Origin of the sequence: Arthrobacter sp. YD2 (assembly GCF_030410475.1) — a bacterium.
Taxonomy (GTDB): domain Bacteria; phylum Actinomycetota; class Actinomycetes; order Actinomycetales; family Micrococcaceae; genus Arthrobacter_B; species Arthrobacter_B zhangbolii.
In genome coordinates, this window is the sequence record NZ_JAUHHB010000003.1 from 482,134 (window position 1) to 497,324 (window position 15,191).

Consider the following 15,191-nt stretch of genomic DNA (forward strand, 5'->3'; position numbering starts at 1 on the left):
CTAAGCGCGCGGAGCATCAGCGGTAAAAAACTCACACACAGTGTTGTAATACCGATCGGTGGGGCCGTGGTGCTGCAGACCGATCTTTTCGCAGACCCTCATCGACGCCGAGTTTGCAGGGTTGGTCACCGCCACAACGCGCGGCAGCCCGGCATCGAACGCATGCTGCAACACAGCGGCTGCCGCTTCCGACGCGTATCCCTTTCCCCAGCTGCCCGGATGGAAATGCCAGCCGATTTCAATATCCCCGGACGGCTGCCGTTCCGGGCCCGACGCCGGAATAGGCTTGAGCAGCAGGGTGCCGGCCAGCTTCCCGGCGCCCTTGTCCTGCACGGCCCAGATCCCGCAGGTTCCGTCGTCCCGTCGATGCCATGCTTCGATGAGGGCCAGTGCCTCGGACCGGTTCTGCATCAGCTTTGGAGGATTGCCGATGTACCGCTGGACCTCCATTCGCGAGTACAGGTCCAGAACGAAGTCCGCGTCTGCGGACATATACGGGCGCAGCAGCAGCCGGCGGGTTTCGAGGGTCAGCATCGGAGCAGTCTACGTCCGCCCCGGGCAGGGTACTGACTTGCCCGGGGCTGCCGGGAGCAGAGGCCGGCGCTTAGATCCCGGCGATCCGGAATCCGAGCCGGTGTTCTTCCCCGGGGGCCAGCACAATCAGGCCCTCGCCGGAGTTGAAGGCATCCGGCGGGCAGGTCATGGGTTCGGCGGCAACACCGAGGCGGCCCATTTGCTCGCCGGAGTAGATTTGGAGCCAGGGCGCGGACTTACCGTCCGCCGACAGTACGGACCCGATGCCGGTTTCCGGATCGGTCAGGCGCACCTGCCACTCGCCGTCGGGCAGGCCGGCATAGGCGTGATCGGCGGTGCGGCTGCCGATGGGCTCGTCGGAGGTGAACTCCAGCGGGCTGCCCGCTACATCCTGCAGTTCGGACAGGTCCAGGGGACGTCCCGGCTGGTCCACGGTGCCGAGCACCCGTGCGGCGGGCACCTCCAGCACACACCGGTCCACCGGCGCCAGATCTGCGGTCAGATACGGATGGGTGGAGACACCGTACGGGGCCGCAGAGGTGCCGGCGTTCCGTGCAGCCAGTTCCACGCTGAGCCCGGTGTCGGCGTCGAGCGTGTAGACCGCTTCCAGCTCCAGCGGGAACGGATAGCCGGGCTGGCCCATCAGCCGGTGCTTCAGCACCACCCGGTCCTGCGCGGAGTCCGCGACCTCCCACTCGTTCCAGCAGACCAGCCCGTGCAGCGCCATCGCCGTCTCGGGCTCGTTAACCGGCACCTGGTAGTCGGTGCCCTCAAAGGAGTAGCGGCCGCCGGTGGTCCGGTTGGGCCAGGGCATCAGCACCTTGCCGGTATAGGCGTGCGGCACGGTGTCCTCGGCCAGCGGCAGCACCACGTGCCGGCCGTCGCGGGTGAGGGCGGCCAGAGTGGCGCCGACGGGGAAAACGGTGGCGCGGTACGGGCCGGCGGACAGTTCCACGGGGGTGCCGTTGGGGCCGAAGGAAGTAGTCATGGCATCGAGCCTATCGGGTGGCGGGCAGTCCCGCGTGTCCGGCCACCTGCCGGTAGCGGCGCAGCACCGCCGGCGCGGGATCGGCAGTGATCACGGTGGTGGACGCCGCGTCATCCCAGGCCGGCCAGGCACCGGTGAGGACGGCGGCGGCCTGCCGGGCGGCGCCGTCGGCCACGTACTCCCCGGGTGGGGGCACACTCACCGGCAGCTCAAAGACTGCCGCGATCATCTGCTGCATCGCCGCGGACCGGGCGGCCCCGCCCACCAGGATCACGCGTTCTGGTGTGACGCCGGTGTCGCTGAGGGCGGCAAAGCAGTCCGCCAGCGAACAGGCCACACCCTCGACGGCGGCACGGGCCAGGTTGGCGGGGGTGAAGTTCGTGAGCGTCATCCCGTGCAGCGAGCCGGTGGCATCGGGCAGGTTAGGGGTCCGCTCCCCCTCGAAATAGGGCACCATAACCAGGCCTTCCGCCCCGCTCGGCGCGGTCAGTGCCAGCCTGGTCAGTTCGGGCAGGTCGACGCCGAGCATCCCGGCGGTGGCATCCAGCACCCGTGAGGCGTTCAAAGTGCAGGCCAGCGGCAGGAAGTTCCCGCCGGCATCAGCGAAGCCGGCCACCAGCCCGGTGGAATCCGCCGTAGGGGCATCGGCGACGGCGAACACCGTGCCGGACGTGCCGATGGAAACCACAACGTCTCCCACACCGGCGGCAACACCCAGCCCGGCCGCAGCGTTGTCACCGGCACCGGGTCCGATCAGGGCGCCGGAGGGGGTCCGTCCCGCCGCCTCGAGCGGCCCGAGCACCCGGGGAAGCCGGGGTACATGGCCCAGGGTCTGTTCCAGGACGTCGGGCAGGTATTCTCCGCTGGCCGGTGACCAGTAGCCCGTGCCGGAGGCATCGGACCGGTCGGTGGTGAGTGCGGCCAGGCCGTCAGCACCTGATCCGGGCCCGTAGCCGGCCAGCCGCCAGCTCAACCAGTCGTGCGGCAGGCAGACCGCAGCCGTGCGCGCGGCGTTCGCCGGTTCGTTTTCCGCCAGCCAGCGCAGCTTCGCAGCGGTAAACGAGGCCACCGGCACCGACCCCGTGCGCTCCGCCCAGTAGCGAGCGCCGTCCGGGCCGGCGTCGGCCACCATTTTCTCCGCCGCGGCAGCGGAACGGACATCATTCCACAGCAGCGCCGGGCGGACGACGGCGCCGGTCTCATCCAGGCAGACCATGCCGTGCTGCTGCCCTCCCACGGATACCGCGGCAACATCAGCAAGGCCGCCGGCCGCGGCCACGGCCTGCTGCAGGGCTGTCCACCAGGCCTCGGGGTCCACCTCGGTACCGGCGGGATGGCGGGCCGAGCCCTCACGCAGCAGCGCGCCGGTTGCGGCGTCGCGGATGACAACCTTGCAGGACTGGGTTGAGCTGTCGATTCCGGCGACAAGGGGCATGGCTGTGCCTTTCAAACGAGGGCGCCCTTCAACGGGCGGTGCCTTTCAACGGGTGCTGCTTTTCCACGGGTGCTGCCGCCCGGCCCGTCACAGGCCGGGCGGCAGCAGTCTTTTACTCCCGGTGCTGAGTGGTGGAGGCAGCCTAGCGGGCACCCATCAGGTGTTCCAGTGCCAGCTGGTTCAGCTTCACAAAACCGAAATCCCGCTCCGCAGCGGCAGCCGCGTCGAAGGTTACAAAGGAGGCGGCGTCGGCGAGGAAATCGCCGACTGTTTCACCCGCGGCGAGCGTAGGTTCGGCCAACTCACCGATGCCCGCGTAGGCCATCGCTTCCTGCACCTCGGAATCGGCCCGGAAGGCCGCGGCCCGTTCCTTGAGCAGCAGATACATCTCCATGTTGGCCTTGGCCGATTCCCACACGCCGGGGTAACCCTCGGTCCGGGAGGGCTTGTAGTCAAAGTGCCGGGGACCCTCGTAGCGCGGGCCGCCGTTGGGGAAGCCGTTTTCCAGCAGGTCCACGGTAAAGAACGCACTGGTGAGGTCGCCGTGGCCAAAGACCAGGTCCTGGTCGAACTTGATGGACTTCTGCCCGTTGAGGTCAATGTGGAACAGCTTCCCGGACCAGAGGGCCTGGGCGATGCCGTGGGTGAAGTTCAGCCCGGCCATCTGCTCGTGCCCGGTTTCCGGGTTCAGGCCCACAATGTCGCCGTGCTCCAGCTGGGAAATAAAGGCCAGGGCGTGCCCGATGGTGGGCAGAAAAATATCACCGCGCGGCTCGTTGGGCTTGGGTTCAATGGCCAGGCGCAGGCCGTAGCCCTTGTCCTTGACGTAGCCGGCAACCGTGTCCACGCCTTCCTTCATCCGCTCGAAGGCGGCGGCGAAGTCCTTGGACCCGTCATATTCGCTGCCTTCGCGGCCGCCCCACATCACGAAGGTTTCCGCCCCGAGTTCGGCGGCGAGATCGATGTTGCGCAGTACCTTGCGCAGCGCGAAGCGGCGGACCGAGCGGTCATTGGAGGTGAAGCCGCCGTCCTTGAACACCGGGTGGGTGAACAGGTTGGTGGTCACCATGGGTGCCTTGAGACCGGTCTCGGCCAGCGCGTTGGTGAAGTTCTTCAGGATCAGGTCCCGTTCCTGTGGCGTTGCGTCGAAGGGAACCAGGTCATTGTCGTGGAAGGTCACCCCGTAGGCGCCGAGTTCAGCGAGTTTGTGCATGCCCTCGACGGGGTCCAGATCCGCACGGGTGGGGGTGCCGAAGGGGTCCGTTCCTGTCCAGCCGATGGTCCAGAGGCCGAAGGTAAACCGGTCGGAAGGCGATGGCGTCATTGTCACGTTAGCTCCAGATCACAGAATTAGTTGGTAGCCACAACATATTGGCGGACGCGCGGCCTGTCAATGGTTTTCTCAACTGGCCGCTCCGCCGTTTCGGCCGCGCCCCCAGTACTCCGCCGCACGACACAGCCGGTGACAGCCCTATTTGTTTGCCATCCCAACTAATCCGCTTCCGGGACAGGTACTGTGGAGGCTGACGCAACGGATTCAGGGAAGGTACGGCGATGGACGGTAGCAACGGCGGCACCCCACCGGTGCCTGCAGGGGGCGGCTCCGACAGCCTGCGCACCGCCAACCTTTCCCGGGTGCTGACTCTGCTGCACCGCCGCGGCCCGCTCTCCCGGGCCGAACTGACCCGGCTGACCGGCTTCAACCGCTCCACCGTCGGCGCCCTGGCCGCAGAGCTTGCGGCCATGGGACTGGCCTACGAAACCGATTCCCCTGCCGGCCGGGTGGGCCGGCCGAGCCCGTTGGTGCACCCGAATTCGCAGGTCTCCGCCGTCGTGGTGCATCCGGATGTGGACGCCGTGACGGTGGGCCTCGTGGGACTGGGCGGGCGTGTGCACCGGCGAGTCCGGCACGACACCGCCGCCGCTCCGAGCGTGGCCGAGACCGTCACCATCACCCGGGCCGTGCTGGCCGGAATGTCCACCGATCTGGCCGCCATGGACCGGATTGTTGGCGTAGGAGTCGCCGTTCCCGGACTCACCCGCACCTCCGACGGGCTGGTCCTGCTGGCTCCGCATCTGGGCTGGCGGCAGGAACCGCTGGCGGCGCCGCTGGCCGAGGCACTGGAGCTGCCGGTGGCTGCCGGCAACGACGCCACCCTGGGATCACTGGCAGAGAGCCTCTTCGGCGCTGCCGCCGACGCCGGGAACACGGTATATCTCAACGGCAGCGCCAGCGGCATCGGCGGCGGAATCATGGCAGCGGGCAGTCCGCTGCGCGGTGCCGACGGGTATGCCGGGGAACTGGGCCATACCCTGGTCCGCACCGATGGCGCACGGTGTCACTGCGGCCGCCGCGGCTGCCTGGAAACCGAAGTGAGCCTCGCCCGGCTGCTGGAGGTGCTGGGACTTCAGCGCGCTGACCAGGACGCGCTCGACGCCGCGGTGGCCGGCCCCCGCACCCCGGCACTCCAGACGGAGGTGGAACGGCAGCTTGATTACCTGGCCGTGGCGCTGACGAACTTCGTGAACATCTTCAACCCGGAAACCGTGGTGCTGGGCGGCTTCCTGGGCACCCTGTTTTCCTGCGCACCGGAGCGGCTTGCCGATGCCGTGGCCGCAGAGGCCATTGCCGGTTTGGGTAAGCGGGTGAGCCTGCGCCGGGCCGAACTCCGCTCCGAGTTACTACTGGTGGGGGCCGCCGAATTGGCCTTTGCCCCGCTGCTGGCCGCCCCCTCGCACGGGATAGCGGCCACCGAAGCTAGCTGAACCGCTCCGCCCGGAACTCCGCCAGCATCGGATGCCGCCGGCCGGTGAGGATCTCCTGCGCCAGCAGCTCGCCGGCAATCAGCCCCAGCGTGGCACCGGAGTGCGTGAACGCCACAAAGCATCCGGGTGCACTCTCGAGTTCCCCCAGCACCGGAAGCCCGTCTCCGGGGACCGGTTTCCGGCCGATCAGATACTCCGCCGGATGAAGGGCCGGGTGCCCGGCGAGGACCCGGGAGGCTTCATCGGCCAGTTCCTGCACGGTGGCCGGATCAATGCTGTAGCCGCCGGAGGGATCCCGGATGATGCGGTCCAGATACCAGGTATGGTCCATGGCCAGGCGGTTGCCGGGATGCGGACGCACCGAAACCCGGGGTGTGTTCAGCACCGAGGACAGCGGCGTGCCGGCGGGTTCGGTAATCACCAGCATGGCCAGGTCCGAGGCGTCGGGCAGGTTGATGCCCAGCTCCCCCACTACGGCGGGGGTGTCGGCACCGGCGGCCACCAGCACCGCGTCCGCGCGCACGGTACCGCCGCCGGGCAGCTGCAGCCCGACGGTCCGGCCGTTTTCGATGGCGACGGCGGCCTTGCCGGCATGCTCATGCAGCTCGCCGCCCAGGGCCCGGAACTCAACGAGCAGGTGCCGGATCAGGTGCGGAAGGCTGACCCATCCCTCGCCGGGATTGGACACCGCCGGACCGGCTACCGATCCGGGGTCCACCGCGGGATCAATTCCGGCCAGAGCTTCCCCAACCTCGCCCTCGCGGAGCAGACGGGAGGCATAAGCATGGCCGGTCTCGGCGTCGTGCCGCTCCCGGAGAGCCTCCCCGCTGCCGGGTCCGTCCCAGTGGATGCCGCCGCCGAATCCCAGCCAGTCAATCCCGGCATGCTGCTCCAGCAGGGTCCGGTACCGGTCAATGCCGGCCATCCGCAGCCGGTGATAGGCCTCGGGCCGGGTGCCGGCGGAATTGAGCCATGCCAGGGACCGCCCCGAGGCCCCGCTGGCCACGCCTGCTTCCGTCACCAGCACCACGGAGGCGCCGTCCCGGAGCAGGTGCACCGCCGTCGAAACCCCTAGGATGCCTCCGCCCAGGACCGCCACGTGCTTAACAGGTACCGGTGAGTGCATGAATGATTCCTCACTAAGCTGATTTACCGATAAATCGGATAGGCAATAAGTATTGGATATTTATAATCGCGTTTGGAAGAGTGGCAGCGGACACATCCGGTTTAAATAAAACAGGAGACGCAGTTGCTCATCAAAGCGGACCGGCAGGATCACATCCTGACGCTGACCCTCAATGACCCGGCACGGCGCAACGCCATGGGCAATGCCATGCGCGAGGAGCTCACTGCCGCACTGACGGCGGCCGCCGGGGACCCGCAGGTGCGGGTGGTGCTGCTGCGCGGGGCGCAGGGCAGCTTCTGCGCCGGCGGCGATCTCACCGCCATGCCGCCCGAAGACCCGGCCACCGCCGCCCGGCGGCTCCGCGACGTTGGGGACATGATCCGGCTGTTGGCCGGCTTCCCCGTTCCCACCATCGCTGTGGTGGAGGGGGCTGCCGCGGGCATGGGCGCCGGCCTGGCCCTGGCCTGCGACTATGTCCTGATGGCTGCGGACGCGCGCCTGCTCTTCCCGTTCACCCGTCTGGGCCTGATCCCGGACGGCGGCCTGCTGGCCACGCTGGCGCAGCGGGCGGGCGCCTCCCGTGCACGCCGGATTCTGCTGGAGGCCGACGTCCTGGATGCGGACGCGTGCCTGGCAGCCGGGCTGGCCGACGCCGTGCATCCCGCCGCCGATCTGCCCGCCGCTGCCCTGGCGCAGGCAGAGAGCCTGGCCGGACAGGCACCGCTGGCGGTCGCCGCACTGAAGGCCGTTCTGGCCTCCGGAACACCCACATTGGAAGCCGCGCTGGAAGCAGAGGCCGAACACCAGCCCAAGCTGTTTTTCACCGCGGACTTCGCCGAGGGCAAGGCTGCCTTCCGCGAGCGCCGCTCCCCCGGATTCACCGGCCGCTAAGTCCACCGGTTCCTCTGTTCACCTATCCCTGGCCGCACCGGTTATCGACCCCACCGGTTATCACCAAAGGACACTCCCATGAATGGCACTTCCGCCGCGCATGACCAGGCGCCCCCGCACGGGACAGCCGCACCCGGGACGGCCTCACCCGGGACAGCCTCACCAGGAGAAGCCGACGCCGGCATGTTCACCTGTGTCCTGCCGCTGCGCTGGTCGGACCAGGACCTGAACGGGCACGTGAACAACGCCCGGATTGTGACCCTCATGGAAGAGGCACGCATCCTGTGGCTGAACCGGCAGGCAGCTTCCGCCGGCGTCGGGAGCTTCAGCGATCCCAAGGTGGTGGCCTCCCTGAACGTGGAGTACCGCCGCCCGGTGGAATATGACCGGCAGCTGGAGATGGAACTGTGGATCAGCCGGATCGGCTCGCGGTCCTTCACCATTGCCTACCGGGCGCTGCAGTCCGGTGAGGTCTGCTTTACCGGCAGCACCGTCCTGGTGCCGCTGGACCCGGCAGCCGGAACCTCGCGCACGCTGCGGCCGGCCGAAACGGACTACCTGTCCCGCTACCTTTCCCCTACCGAACCCCCACGATAACCACCCGGCTCGCCCCGGCAGAACTACGGAGAAGCAATGACCGACGCAACCGATTTCTACCTCCTCGAGGAATCCCTGACCGATGAGCAGCGCGAGGTGCAGCTGCGGGTTCGCACCTTCGCGAACGAGCAGGTGGCACCGATCATCAACGACTACTGGGACCGTGCCGAGTTCCCCTTTGAGCTGGTTCCCAAGCTGGCCGGCCTGGGCGTGGTGGGGACCACCATTGAGGGCTATGGCTGCCCCGGCATGGACCGGCTCTCCTCCGCCCTGGTCTCCATGGAGATGTCCCGGGTGGACGGCAGCGTCAACACCTTCCTGAGTGTGCAGTCCGGCCTGACCATGGGCTCAATCAACCTGCTGGGCAGCGAGGAACAGAAAAACCGCTGGCTGCCGCGCATGGCGAACCTGGACGCCATCGGCTCCTTCGCCCTCACCGAACCGGACCACGGCTCGGATTCGGTGGGGCTGGAGACCTCGGCCCGCCGGGACGGGGATTCCTACATCCTCAACGGCAAAAAACGGTGGATCGGCAATGCCAGCTTCGCCGACGTCGTCGTGATCTGGGCGCGGGATGAAGCCGACGGCAAGGTCAAGGGCTTCGTGATGGAGAAGAACGCGGACGGCACCTATCCGCAGGGATACCAGGCGGAGGTCATCACCGGAAAGGTGGGCAAGCGGGCCATCCTGCAGCCCGACATCACCATCACCAACCTGCGCATCCCGGCGGAGAACGTGCTGGTGGATTCCAAGGGATTCCGCGATGTCAGCCGGGTGCTGATGGCCACCCGCGGCAACGCCTCCTGGGAAGCACTGGGCCACGCCATGGCGGCCTATGAAGCAGCACTGGCCTACTCGCTGCAGCGCAGGCAGTTCGGTAAGCAGATTGCCGGGTTCCAACTGGTGCAGAACAAGCTGGCGAACATGCTGGCCGAGCTGACTGCCATGCAGCTGATCTGCTTCCGCATCACCAACCTGCAGGAGGCCGGCAAGCTCACCGGCCCCATGTCCTCCATGGCCAAGATGCACACCGCGAAGAAGGCCCGCTGGATCTGCTCCGAGGCCCGGGACATGCTCGGCGGCAACGGCCTGCTGCTGGAGTACCAGGTGGCCCGGCACATGACGGACATGGAGGTGGTCTACACCTATGAAGGAACGGATTCCATCCAGTCCCTGCTGATCGGCCGCGAAATCACCGGCATCAACGCGCTCAAGGGCGAGTAGGCAGCAGCAGCGCAGCGCACATAAAGGAAGGGCCGGGGCATGGTGCCCCGGCCCTTACTTTTGGCCCTGGATCAGTAGCTGAAGACGCGGATCAGTACCTGAAGACGCGGATCAGTAGCTGAAGAAGCCCTGTCCGCTCTTGCGGCCCAGTTCCCCGCGGGCCACCTTCTCCCGCAGGATCTGCGGCGGCGCGAACCGCTCTCCGAGCGTCTCGTGCAGGTACTCCGCGATGCCCAGCCGCACATCCAGGCCCACCATGTCGGTGGTGCGCAACGGTCCCACGGGGTGTTTGTAGCCCAGCACCATGGCCGCATCAATGTCCTCGGCCGAGGCCACGCCCTCTTCGACCATCCGCATGGCTTCCAGCGCAATGGCCACCCCCAGGCGGGAGGAGGCGAAGCCGGGGGCGTCCCGGACAACGACGGCGGTTTTCCCCAGCGCGGCGGTCCACTCCCGGGCGGCCTCCCCCAGTTCCGCGGACGTGCTATCCGTCAGCACCACCTCCACCAGCAGCGAGGAGGGAACCGGATTGAAGAAGTGCAGGCCGCAGAAGCGCTCGGGCCGGGCCAGGCCGGCAGCCAGTTTCGCCACGGACAGCGAGGACGTATTCGTGGCCAGCCAGGCGCCGTCGGCCAAATGTTCCTCCACAGCTTTCAGGGCCGAGGACTTCAGCTCAAAGTCCTCGGGCACGGCCTCAACCACCAGATCGCACCCGGCAAAGGACGCGTAGTCGGTGGAGACGCTCAGCCGGCCGGTCAGCTCATCGAGGCTGTGTGTGGTGGTACCGCGTTCCACGCTCTTGGCCAGCGCGGCTGCCACCCTTTCACGGGCAGCGTCGGCCGCGGCCTGGTCCCGCTCCACCACCACCACGTCCGCACCCGCGACGGTGAACGCATGGGCTATGCCGGCGCCCATCCGGCCGCCGCCCAGGACGCCGACGACGGCGGGCACGGCAGCGGTGCCGGCCTCGGTTGTTTCGGCGGACGGGTTGGTCGGGGAGGAAAGATTCTCGGCGGTGCTCATGCGTTGTCCTTCGGTGCGGGAGTGGAATTCGGTGCGGGTGCGAGTGTGGAAGTGGATGCGGCGGGTGCCGCTGCCTGCTTGGCGGCCTGCCGGGCGGCACTGCGGTCCAGGAAGGACTGCATCCGCTCGAACTTGGCCTCGGATTCAAAGAGGATGCCCTGTGCGAGGGTTTCCACCATCGGGTGTGCCTCCCGCGGGGCGGCAAACACGCTTTTGGTCAGCCGGACGGCCAGCGGATCCTGTGCGGCAATACGGTCCGCCAGGGCATGGGCGGCGGGCAGCAGGTCCGCGGGTTCGTGCAGTTCGGTGACCAGGCGTGCCTGCAGGGCTTCCTCCGCGTTGAGGATGCGGCCGGCCAGGAGCAGTTCCTTGGCCAGCGGCTCCCCCACCAGTTCCTTCAGCCGCCAGGTGGCCCCCGCGGCGGCCATAATGCCCAGGCCCACCTCCGGCTGGCCGATTTTCAGCGTGGGTGTGCCCAGCCGGAAGTCGGCGGCGTACGCGAGTTCCGCGCCGCCGCCCAGGGCGAAACCGTCCAGGGCGGCAATCACCGGCAGCGGCAGCTGGGCAATGCGGGCAAAAACGCTGGAGTTGATGCCGGCCAGCGCGTCATCCCGGCGGCGCTCGCGCAGCTGGGAAATATCGGCGCCGGAGGCAAACACCCCGCGGCCGCCCACGCTGGTGCCGCAGAGGATCAGGATCCGCGGGTGGCGCTCCAGCACGGCGCAGACCGCGTGCAGTTCCTCCACCATGGCCGCGTCGATGGCGTTGCGCACCTCGGGCCGGTTCAGCTGGACCTGGATCCGGTCTTCGGTCTCGGTGACCAGCAGCGTGGTGAACGCGGTCTCGGCAAAAAGGGACGTCATTGTCAGGTCTCGCTTAGGGTCGGTGGAACAGGAACGGGTGCGGGGCTCACTGGTCGCCCAGCTGCCGGCCGCCGTCGATCAGCAGTGTGGTGCCGGTGATGTAGGAAGCGTAATCGCTGAGCAGATAGGCGCAGGCATCGGCTATTTCCTCGCGGCGGGCCAGCCGGCGCAGCGGAATCCGGTGCACATGCTCCTGCACCGCGTCCGCGTCCGGGTAGAGCGCCGTGGTGCCGCCCGTGCCCTCGGTGAGTCCCGGGGTCAGGACGTTGAGCCGGAAACCGTGCGGCGCCCAGGCCTTGGCCAGCGACTTGGTCATGGCTTCCACCCCGGCCTTGGCACTGGCCGAGTGGACGGTGCTGGGACTGCCGGTGACGGCGGCGGAGGTCCCGATGCTGACCACGGAGAGCCCGGTGCCCGTATCCACGGCGGTACGGGCCACCGCGGAGGTGACGTTCCAGGTTCCGGTGAGGACGATGTCCACGACGGCGGCCCATCCGTTGGGCGAGAGCTGCAGCGGGTCCACGCGGAAGTTGCCCGCCGCGTTGTTCACCAGCAGGCTCACCGGGCCAAGGTCGCCGGTGACGGCGTCCACCACAGCTGCCACTTCCGCGGCGTCCCGGACATCCACTGCGTAGCCGCGCACCTGGCCGCCGTGGGCGCGGAGCTGTTCGACGGCGTCGTCCAACCGGTCCTTGTTCCGGCCGACCACCGCTACCTTCGCGCCGAGGCCGGCGAGTGTCCCGGCGATCGCCAGGCCAATGCCCGCGCTGCCGCCGGTCACCAGGGCGGTGCGCCCGGCGAAAACGGGGGTACTGAACATGCTGGTCTCCTTGTCCGTGATCAGCGCAGGTACACGCGGCCGGGATCGATCTCATTGCGCAGCAGGTGCAGTTCCTGCGCGGTGGGCGCGGGGGTCACGGACAAGCCGGGCAGCACCTTCAGCGGCCAGCCGGTGGCCTCGATCACCTGTTCCACGCTGACGCCCTCGTGCACCGTGGCCAGGCACAGTTCACCGGTTTCATCCGCCTTAAGCACGCCAAGATCGCTGATGACGGTGGTCACCCCGCGGCCCTGGGCGGGAACCAGCGGGTCTTTTTCCCGGGCAATCCGGGGTGAGGGGCTGGTGCAGAAATCCAGCTCGCGGACAAAGGAGGTGGGGTTGTGCCGGCGCATCACCACAAAAACCTCGGCGGAGTTGGCCATCACTTCGGCCGCGCCGCCGGAACCGGGCAACCGGACGTCCGGAGACTCCCAGTCTCCGATGACGCTGGAGTTCAGGCTGCCGAACCGGTCAATCTGCGCCGCCCCCAGGAACCCCACGTCAATCCAGCCGCCCTGGAGCACGTAGCCGAACAGCACGGGCATGGTGAGGATGGCCTCGGCACCGGTGGCCAGCGAGGCATCGGCAATGGTTTCCGGCAGCCGGGGCGGATGGGCGCCGCAGACGCCGGATTCATAGACCTGCTCAATGTCCGGGCTGGTGGACTTCTGGGCCAGGGCCACGGCGAGGGTGGGCAGTCCGATGCCGGCAAAGACCCGGCGGGTGCCCTGCAGGTAACGGCAGCTGACCGCTGCCAGCAGTTCGCTGGAAGTGTATGCGGGTGCGGCCGCGTCGTCTGCGGCGGCGGTGTTGTTCGGGAGGGCGGTGAAGGGTGTCATCGGACGCTTCCGTAATTTACCGGGGTGGACAGGTGCGGTTCGGGGGTCAGCGGAGCAAAGAAGTCCGGGCCGAGTTTGGCGACGTAGCCGGCGTGGTCTCCGGTGTCGTGGACCCATTCCTGCAGCCAGGCCTCAAGGCGTTCAGGGTCCTTGCTGATGGCCGACCAGGAGCGGTAGAACGTGTTGTCGCGGTCATAGTAGCCCTGGACAAAGGAGGGGTGGGCACCGTAGGGCACCTCCACCACGGCGTCGACGGCGAACCCCGGGACGGCGGTGCGGTTCGGATCCGAGCGGATCACCTCGTCAGGCACTATCTCCTCCACCAGGGCAATGGTGCGTTTGGAGGCGAACGCCGCTTCCTGCTGCGGTCCGAGAATGCCCCAGCTCTGGATGTTGCCGTGCCGGTCCGCGCGCTGGGCGTGAATGATGGCAACGTCGGGATTCAGTGCCGGAACCACGTAGGTCTCCACCCCTGGGTCAAAGGGCGAGGCAACCTTGCGCAGATTGGGGTTCACCTCCGGCAGGCTGCTGCCGGCGTAGGAGCGCACCGGCATAAACGGGATCCCCGCAGCGCCGGCCTGGTAGCGGGCCAGGAGTCCGTAGTGGCTGTATTCCTCCAGCGTGAGTGAGCCGGGACCGCCTGCCTCCACGGCACGGCGGATGGCGTAGAGGGAGCCCACCGACGAGTTGCCGGTGAAGGCGAAGATCATTTTGTCCACGGCGCCGGCACCCACCAGCTGGTCCGCCACAATGTCGGGTGTCATGCGCACCAGGGTCAGTCCGGTCCGGCCCTGCCGGATGATTTCATGCCCGGCGGCAAAGGGAATCAGGTGCGTGAATCCCTCCAGCGCCACCGTGTCCCCGTCTTTGACGAATTCGGCAACGGCATCCTGAAGGGAATACTGCTTTTGGATCATTTCTGTACGGCCTCCGGGTTTTTGTGGTGCCCCTCATACTGGCACCGCCGATCTATAACGGTCCAATACCTAGAAATGCCTTGTGTGATAAGAAATAGATCTCAATGATTGCCTAGTGGCGGGACGGACCATGGAACTTCGGCATTTGATCGGCTTTGTGGCAACGGCGGAGGAACTGCATTTTGGCCGGGCCGCCGCGCGCCTGCACACGGCCCAGCCGGCGCTGAGTCAGCAGATCCGGCATCTGGAAAAGGAACTCGGGGTCCAGCTCTTCCACCGCAACACCCGGTCCGTGACGCTCAGTGACGCCGGTGCGGCACTGCTGGGCCCGGCCCGGCAGGTGCTCGCCGACGTCGAAATGGCCAAGCGCGCAGCGGTGCTGGGCAATTCGGAAATCGTGGGCCGGGTGGTGGTGGGTTTCGCCGGCGCCAGCAGCCGTGCCGCACTGCCCAAGCTGGCCCGGGCCGTACGCGCCGAACAACCCGGCATCGAGCTGGTCCTGCAGGGCCAGACCTACGCCGGCGCGGCCCTGGCTGAAGTCACGGCAGGCACCCTGGACATCGGCTTTGCCCGGCTGCCGGTGCGTGATTCGGCCTTGAGCACCCGGGTGTACGAATACGAGCGGCTGGTCGCTGCCCTGCCGAGCGACCACCCCCTCGCCGGCCGCGAGAGCATCAGTGCAGCGGACCTGGCCGAGGAACCCTTTGTGACGTTCCCGGGGACCCGCGGCTCCACCGTCCGGGATGCCCTGATCCAGGTGGCCATGAATGCCGGCTTCACGCCGCGCATCATGCAGGAGGCTCCGGATTCCTACACGATCCTGGGCCTGGTGGCGGCGGGCGTTGGCGTAACAATTACGGTTTCTTCGGTCCAGCACATCAATACCCCCGGACTGGTTTATCGGAATCTCGATGACGATATTCCGGAGATGGCCGCCGTCCTGGCCTGGCGGAAGGACAATGCTTCCGCAGCGGTTCAGGCGGTGCTGAAGATTGCCGAAGAAGTCCTTCCCACCCCGATTCCCGAGGAAAGCCGGCTTCCCTCAGGAATTCAGTAATATTTCGTCCTACTGTTGGTCAGATTGGTTATTGGACGCTCTCAGTACGTACTGGCAAGGTGAGTGAGGAAATCTTCATGTGTGGCCTGTCACACACCCCCCCCATCACTT

Annotated in this window: 15 protein-coding genes; 5 read left to right on the forward strand and 10 right to left on the reverse strand. The window is 67.5% G+C overall.

Features of this window, described 5'->3' with window-relative positions; translation table 11 throughout:
- The 4 genes from QWJ37_RS13240 to xylA all read right to left on the reverse strand — a co-directional run bounded on the left by QWJ37_RS13240 (position 1) and on the right by xylA (position 4,287).
- Positions 1-534, reverse strand: a complete 534-nt coding sequence (locus tag QWJ37_RS13240; RefSeq protein ID WP_290245519.1) for a GNAT family N-acetyltransferase — start codon at positions 532-534, stop codon at positions 1-3.
- Between the two features lie 70 nt (positions 535-604).
- Positions 605-1,522: an aldose-1-epimerase gene (locus QWJ37_RS13245; protein WP_290245520.1), complete on the reverse strand. Its 918-nt coding sequence runs from the start codon at positions 1,520-1,522 to the stop codon at positions 605-607.
- Positions 1,523-1,532: 10 nt separating this feature from the next.
- Complete coding sequence (locus tag QWJ37_RS13250) at positions 1,533-2,957, reverse strand: FGGY family carbohydrate kinase (protein ID WP_290245521.1); 1,425 nt, start codon at positions 2,955-2,957, stop codon at positions 1,533-1,535.
- A 142-nt stretch (positions 2,958-3,099) separates the two neighbouring features.
- Positions 3,100-4,287: a xylose isomerase gene (xylA, locus tag QWJ37_RS13255; RefSeq protein WP_290245522.1), complete on the reverse strand. Its 1,188-nt coding sequence runs from the start codon at positions 4,285-4,287 to the stop codon at positions 3,100-3,102.
- A gap of 224 nt (positions 4,288-4,511) precedes the next feature.
- On the opposite strand from xylA, the gene QWJ37_RS13260 reads away from it, so the two are divergent.
- Complete coding sequence (locus QWJ37_RS13260; RefSeq protein ID WP_290245523.1) at positions 4,512-5,723, forward strand: ROK family transcriptional regulator; 1,212 nt, start codon at positions 4,512-4,514, stop codon at positions 5,721-5,723.
- On the opposite strand, the gene QWJ37_RS13265 is transcribed toward QWJ37_RS13260, so the two are convergent.
- Positions 5,716-6,849 (reverse strand): FAD-binding oxidoreductase, encoded by a 1,134-nt coding sequence (locus QWJ37_RS13265; RefSeq protein WP_290245524.1) that lies wholly within the window; start codon positions 6,847-6,849, stop codon positions 5,716-5,718. The two genes, QWJ37_RS13260 and QWJ37_RS13265, sit on opposite strands and share 8 nt — an antisense overlap.
- A gap of 123 nt (positions 6,850-6,972) precedes the next feature.
- Between QWJ37_RS13265 and QWJ37_RS13270 the strand changes: the two genes are divergently transcribed.
- The 3 genes from QWJ37_RS13270 (at position 6,973) to QWJ37_RS13280 (ending at position 9,561) form a co-directional block, all read left to right on the forward strand.
- Positions 6,973-7,740, forward strand: a complete 768-nt coding sequence (locus QWJ37_RS13270; RefSeq protein ID WP_290245525.1) for an enoyl-CoA hydratase/isomerase family protein — start codon at positions 6,973-6,975, stop codon at positions 7,738-7,740.
- Between the two features lie 78 nt (positions 7,741-7,818).
- On the forward strand, positions 7,819-8,337 hold the full coding sequence (locus QWJ37_RS13275; RefSeq protein ID WP_290245526.1) for a thioesterase family protein: 519 nt from the start codon (positions 7,819-7,821) through the stop codon (positions 8,335-8,337).
- Between the two features lie 36 nt (positions 8,338-8,373).
- A complete protein-coding gene (locus tag QWJ37_RS13280; protein WP_227904005.1) occupies positions 8,374-9,561 on the forward strand; it encodes an acyl-CoA dehydrogenase family protein in 1,188 nt (395 codons plus the stop codon).
- A 111-nt stretch (positions 9,562-9,672) separates the two neighbouring features.
- On the opposite strand, the gene QWJ37_RS13285 is transcribed toward QWJ37_RS13280, so the two are convergent.
- The 5 genes from QWJ37_RS13285 to QWJ37_RS13305 are packed head-to-tail and all read right to left on the reverse strand — an operon-like array spanning position 9,673 to position 14,023.
- The gene (locus tag QWJ37_RS13285; protein ID WP_290245527.1) at positions 9,673-10,584 is read right to left on the reverse strand and encodes a 3-hydroxyacyl-CoA dehydrogenase family protein; all 912 of its coding nucleotides are present in this window, start codon (positions 10,582-10,584) and stop codon (positions 9,673-9,675) included.
- A complete protein-coding gene (locus tag QWJ37_RS13290) occupies positions 10,581-11,447 on the reverse strand; it encodes an enoyl-CoA hydratase/isomerase family protein (protein ID WP_290245528.1) in 867 nt (288 codons plus the stop codon). Before QWJ37_RS13290 ends, QWJ37_RS13285 begins: the two co-directional genes overlap by 4 nt.
- Positions 11,448-11,493: 46 nt before the next feature.
- Positions 11,494-12,267 (reverse strand): SDR family oxidoreductase, encoded by a 774-nt coding sequence (locus QWJ37_RS13295; protein WP_290245529.1) that lies wholly within the window; start codon positions 12,265-12,267, stop codon positions 11,494-11,496.
- A 20-nt stretch (positions 12,268-12,287) separates the two neighbouring features.
- Positions 12,288-13,106 carry a CoA-transferase gene (locus tag QWJ37_RS13300; RefSeq protein WP_290245530.1) on the reverse strand — a complete coding sequence of 273 codons (819 nt, stop codon included), beginning with the start codon at positions 13,104-13,106 and terminating at the stop codon, positions 12,288-12,290.
- Positions 13,103-14,023, reverse strand: a complete 921-nt coding sequence (locus QWJ37_RS13305) for a CoA-transferase (RefSeq protein ID WP_290245531.1) — start codon at positions 14,021-14,023, stop codon at positions 13,103-13,105. Before QWJ37_RS13305 ends, QWJ37_RS13300 begins: the two co-directional genes overlap by 4 nt.
- Positions 14,024-14,153: 130 nt before the next feature.
- Here QWJ37_RS13305 and QWJ37_RS13310 point away from each other — a divergent pair, with 130 nt between their 5' ends.
- Positions 14,154-15,080: a LysR family transcriptional regulator gene (locus QWJ37_RS13310; protein ID WP_290245532.1), complete on the forward strand. Its 927-nt coding sequence runs from the start codon at positions 14,154-14,156 to the stop codon at positions 15,078-15,080.
- Positions 15,081-15,191 lie beyond the last annotated feature (111 nt).

Coding starts and splice junctions, on each gene's coding strand:
- QWJ37_RS13240 (WP_290245519.1), bottom strand. CDS start 534: ATGCTGACCCTCGAAACCCGCCGGCTGCTGCTGCGCCCGTATATGTCC.
- QWJ37_RS13245 (WP_290245520.1), bottom strand. CDS start 1,522: ATGACTACTTCCTTCGGCCCCAACGGCACCCCCGTGGAACTGTCCGCC.
- QWJ37_RS13250 (WP_290245521.1), bottom strand. CDS start 2,957: ATGCCCCTTGTCGCCGGAATCGACAGCTCAACCCAGTCCTGCAAGGTT.
- QWJ37_RS13260 (WP_290245523.1), top strand. CDS start 4,512: ATGGACGGTAGCAACGGCGGCACCCCACCGGTGCCTGCAGGGGGCGGC.
- QWJ37_RS13265 (WP_290245524.1), bottom strand. CDS start 6,849: ATGCACTCACCGGTACCTGTTAAGCACGTGGCGGTCCTGGGCGGAGGC.
- QWJ37_RS13275 (WP_290245526.1), top strand. CDS start 7,819: ATGAATGGCACTTCCGCCGCGCATGACCAGGCGCCCCCGCACGGGACA.
- QWJ37_RS13280 (WP_227904005.1), top strand. CDS start 8,374: ATGACCGACGCAACCGATTTCTACCTCCTCGAGGAATCCCTGACCGAT.
- QWJ37_RS13285 (WP_290245527.1), bottom strand. CDS start 10,584: ATGAGCACCGCCGAGAATCTTTCCTCCCCGACCAACCCGTCCGCCGAA.
- QWJ37_RS13290 (WP_290245528.1), bottom strand. CDS start 11,447: ATGACGTCCCTTTTTGCCGAGACCGCGTTCACCACGCTGCTGGTCACC.
- QWJ37_RS13295 (WP_290245529.1), bottom strand. CDS start 12,267: ATGTTCAGTACCCCCGTTTTCGCCGGGCGCACCGCCCTGGTGACCGGC.
- QWJ37_RS13300 (WP_290245530.1), bottom strand. CDS start 13,106: ATGACACCCTTCACCGCCCTCCCGAACAACACCGCCGCCGCAGACGAC.
- QWJ37_RS13305 (WP_290245531.1), bottom strand. CDS start 14,023: ATGATCCAAAAGCAGTATTCCCTTCAGGATGCCGTTGCCGAATTCGTC.
- QWJ37_RS13310 (WP_290245532.1), top strand. CDS start 14,154: ATGGAACTTCGGCATTTGATCGGCTTTGTGGCAACGGCGGAGGAACTG.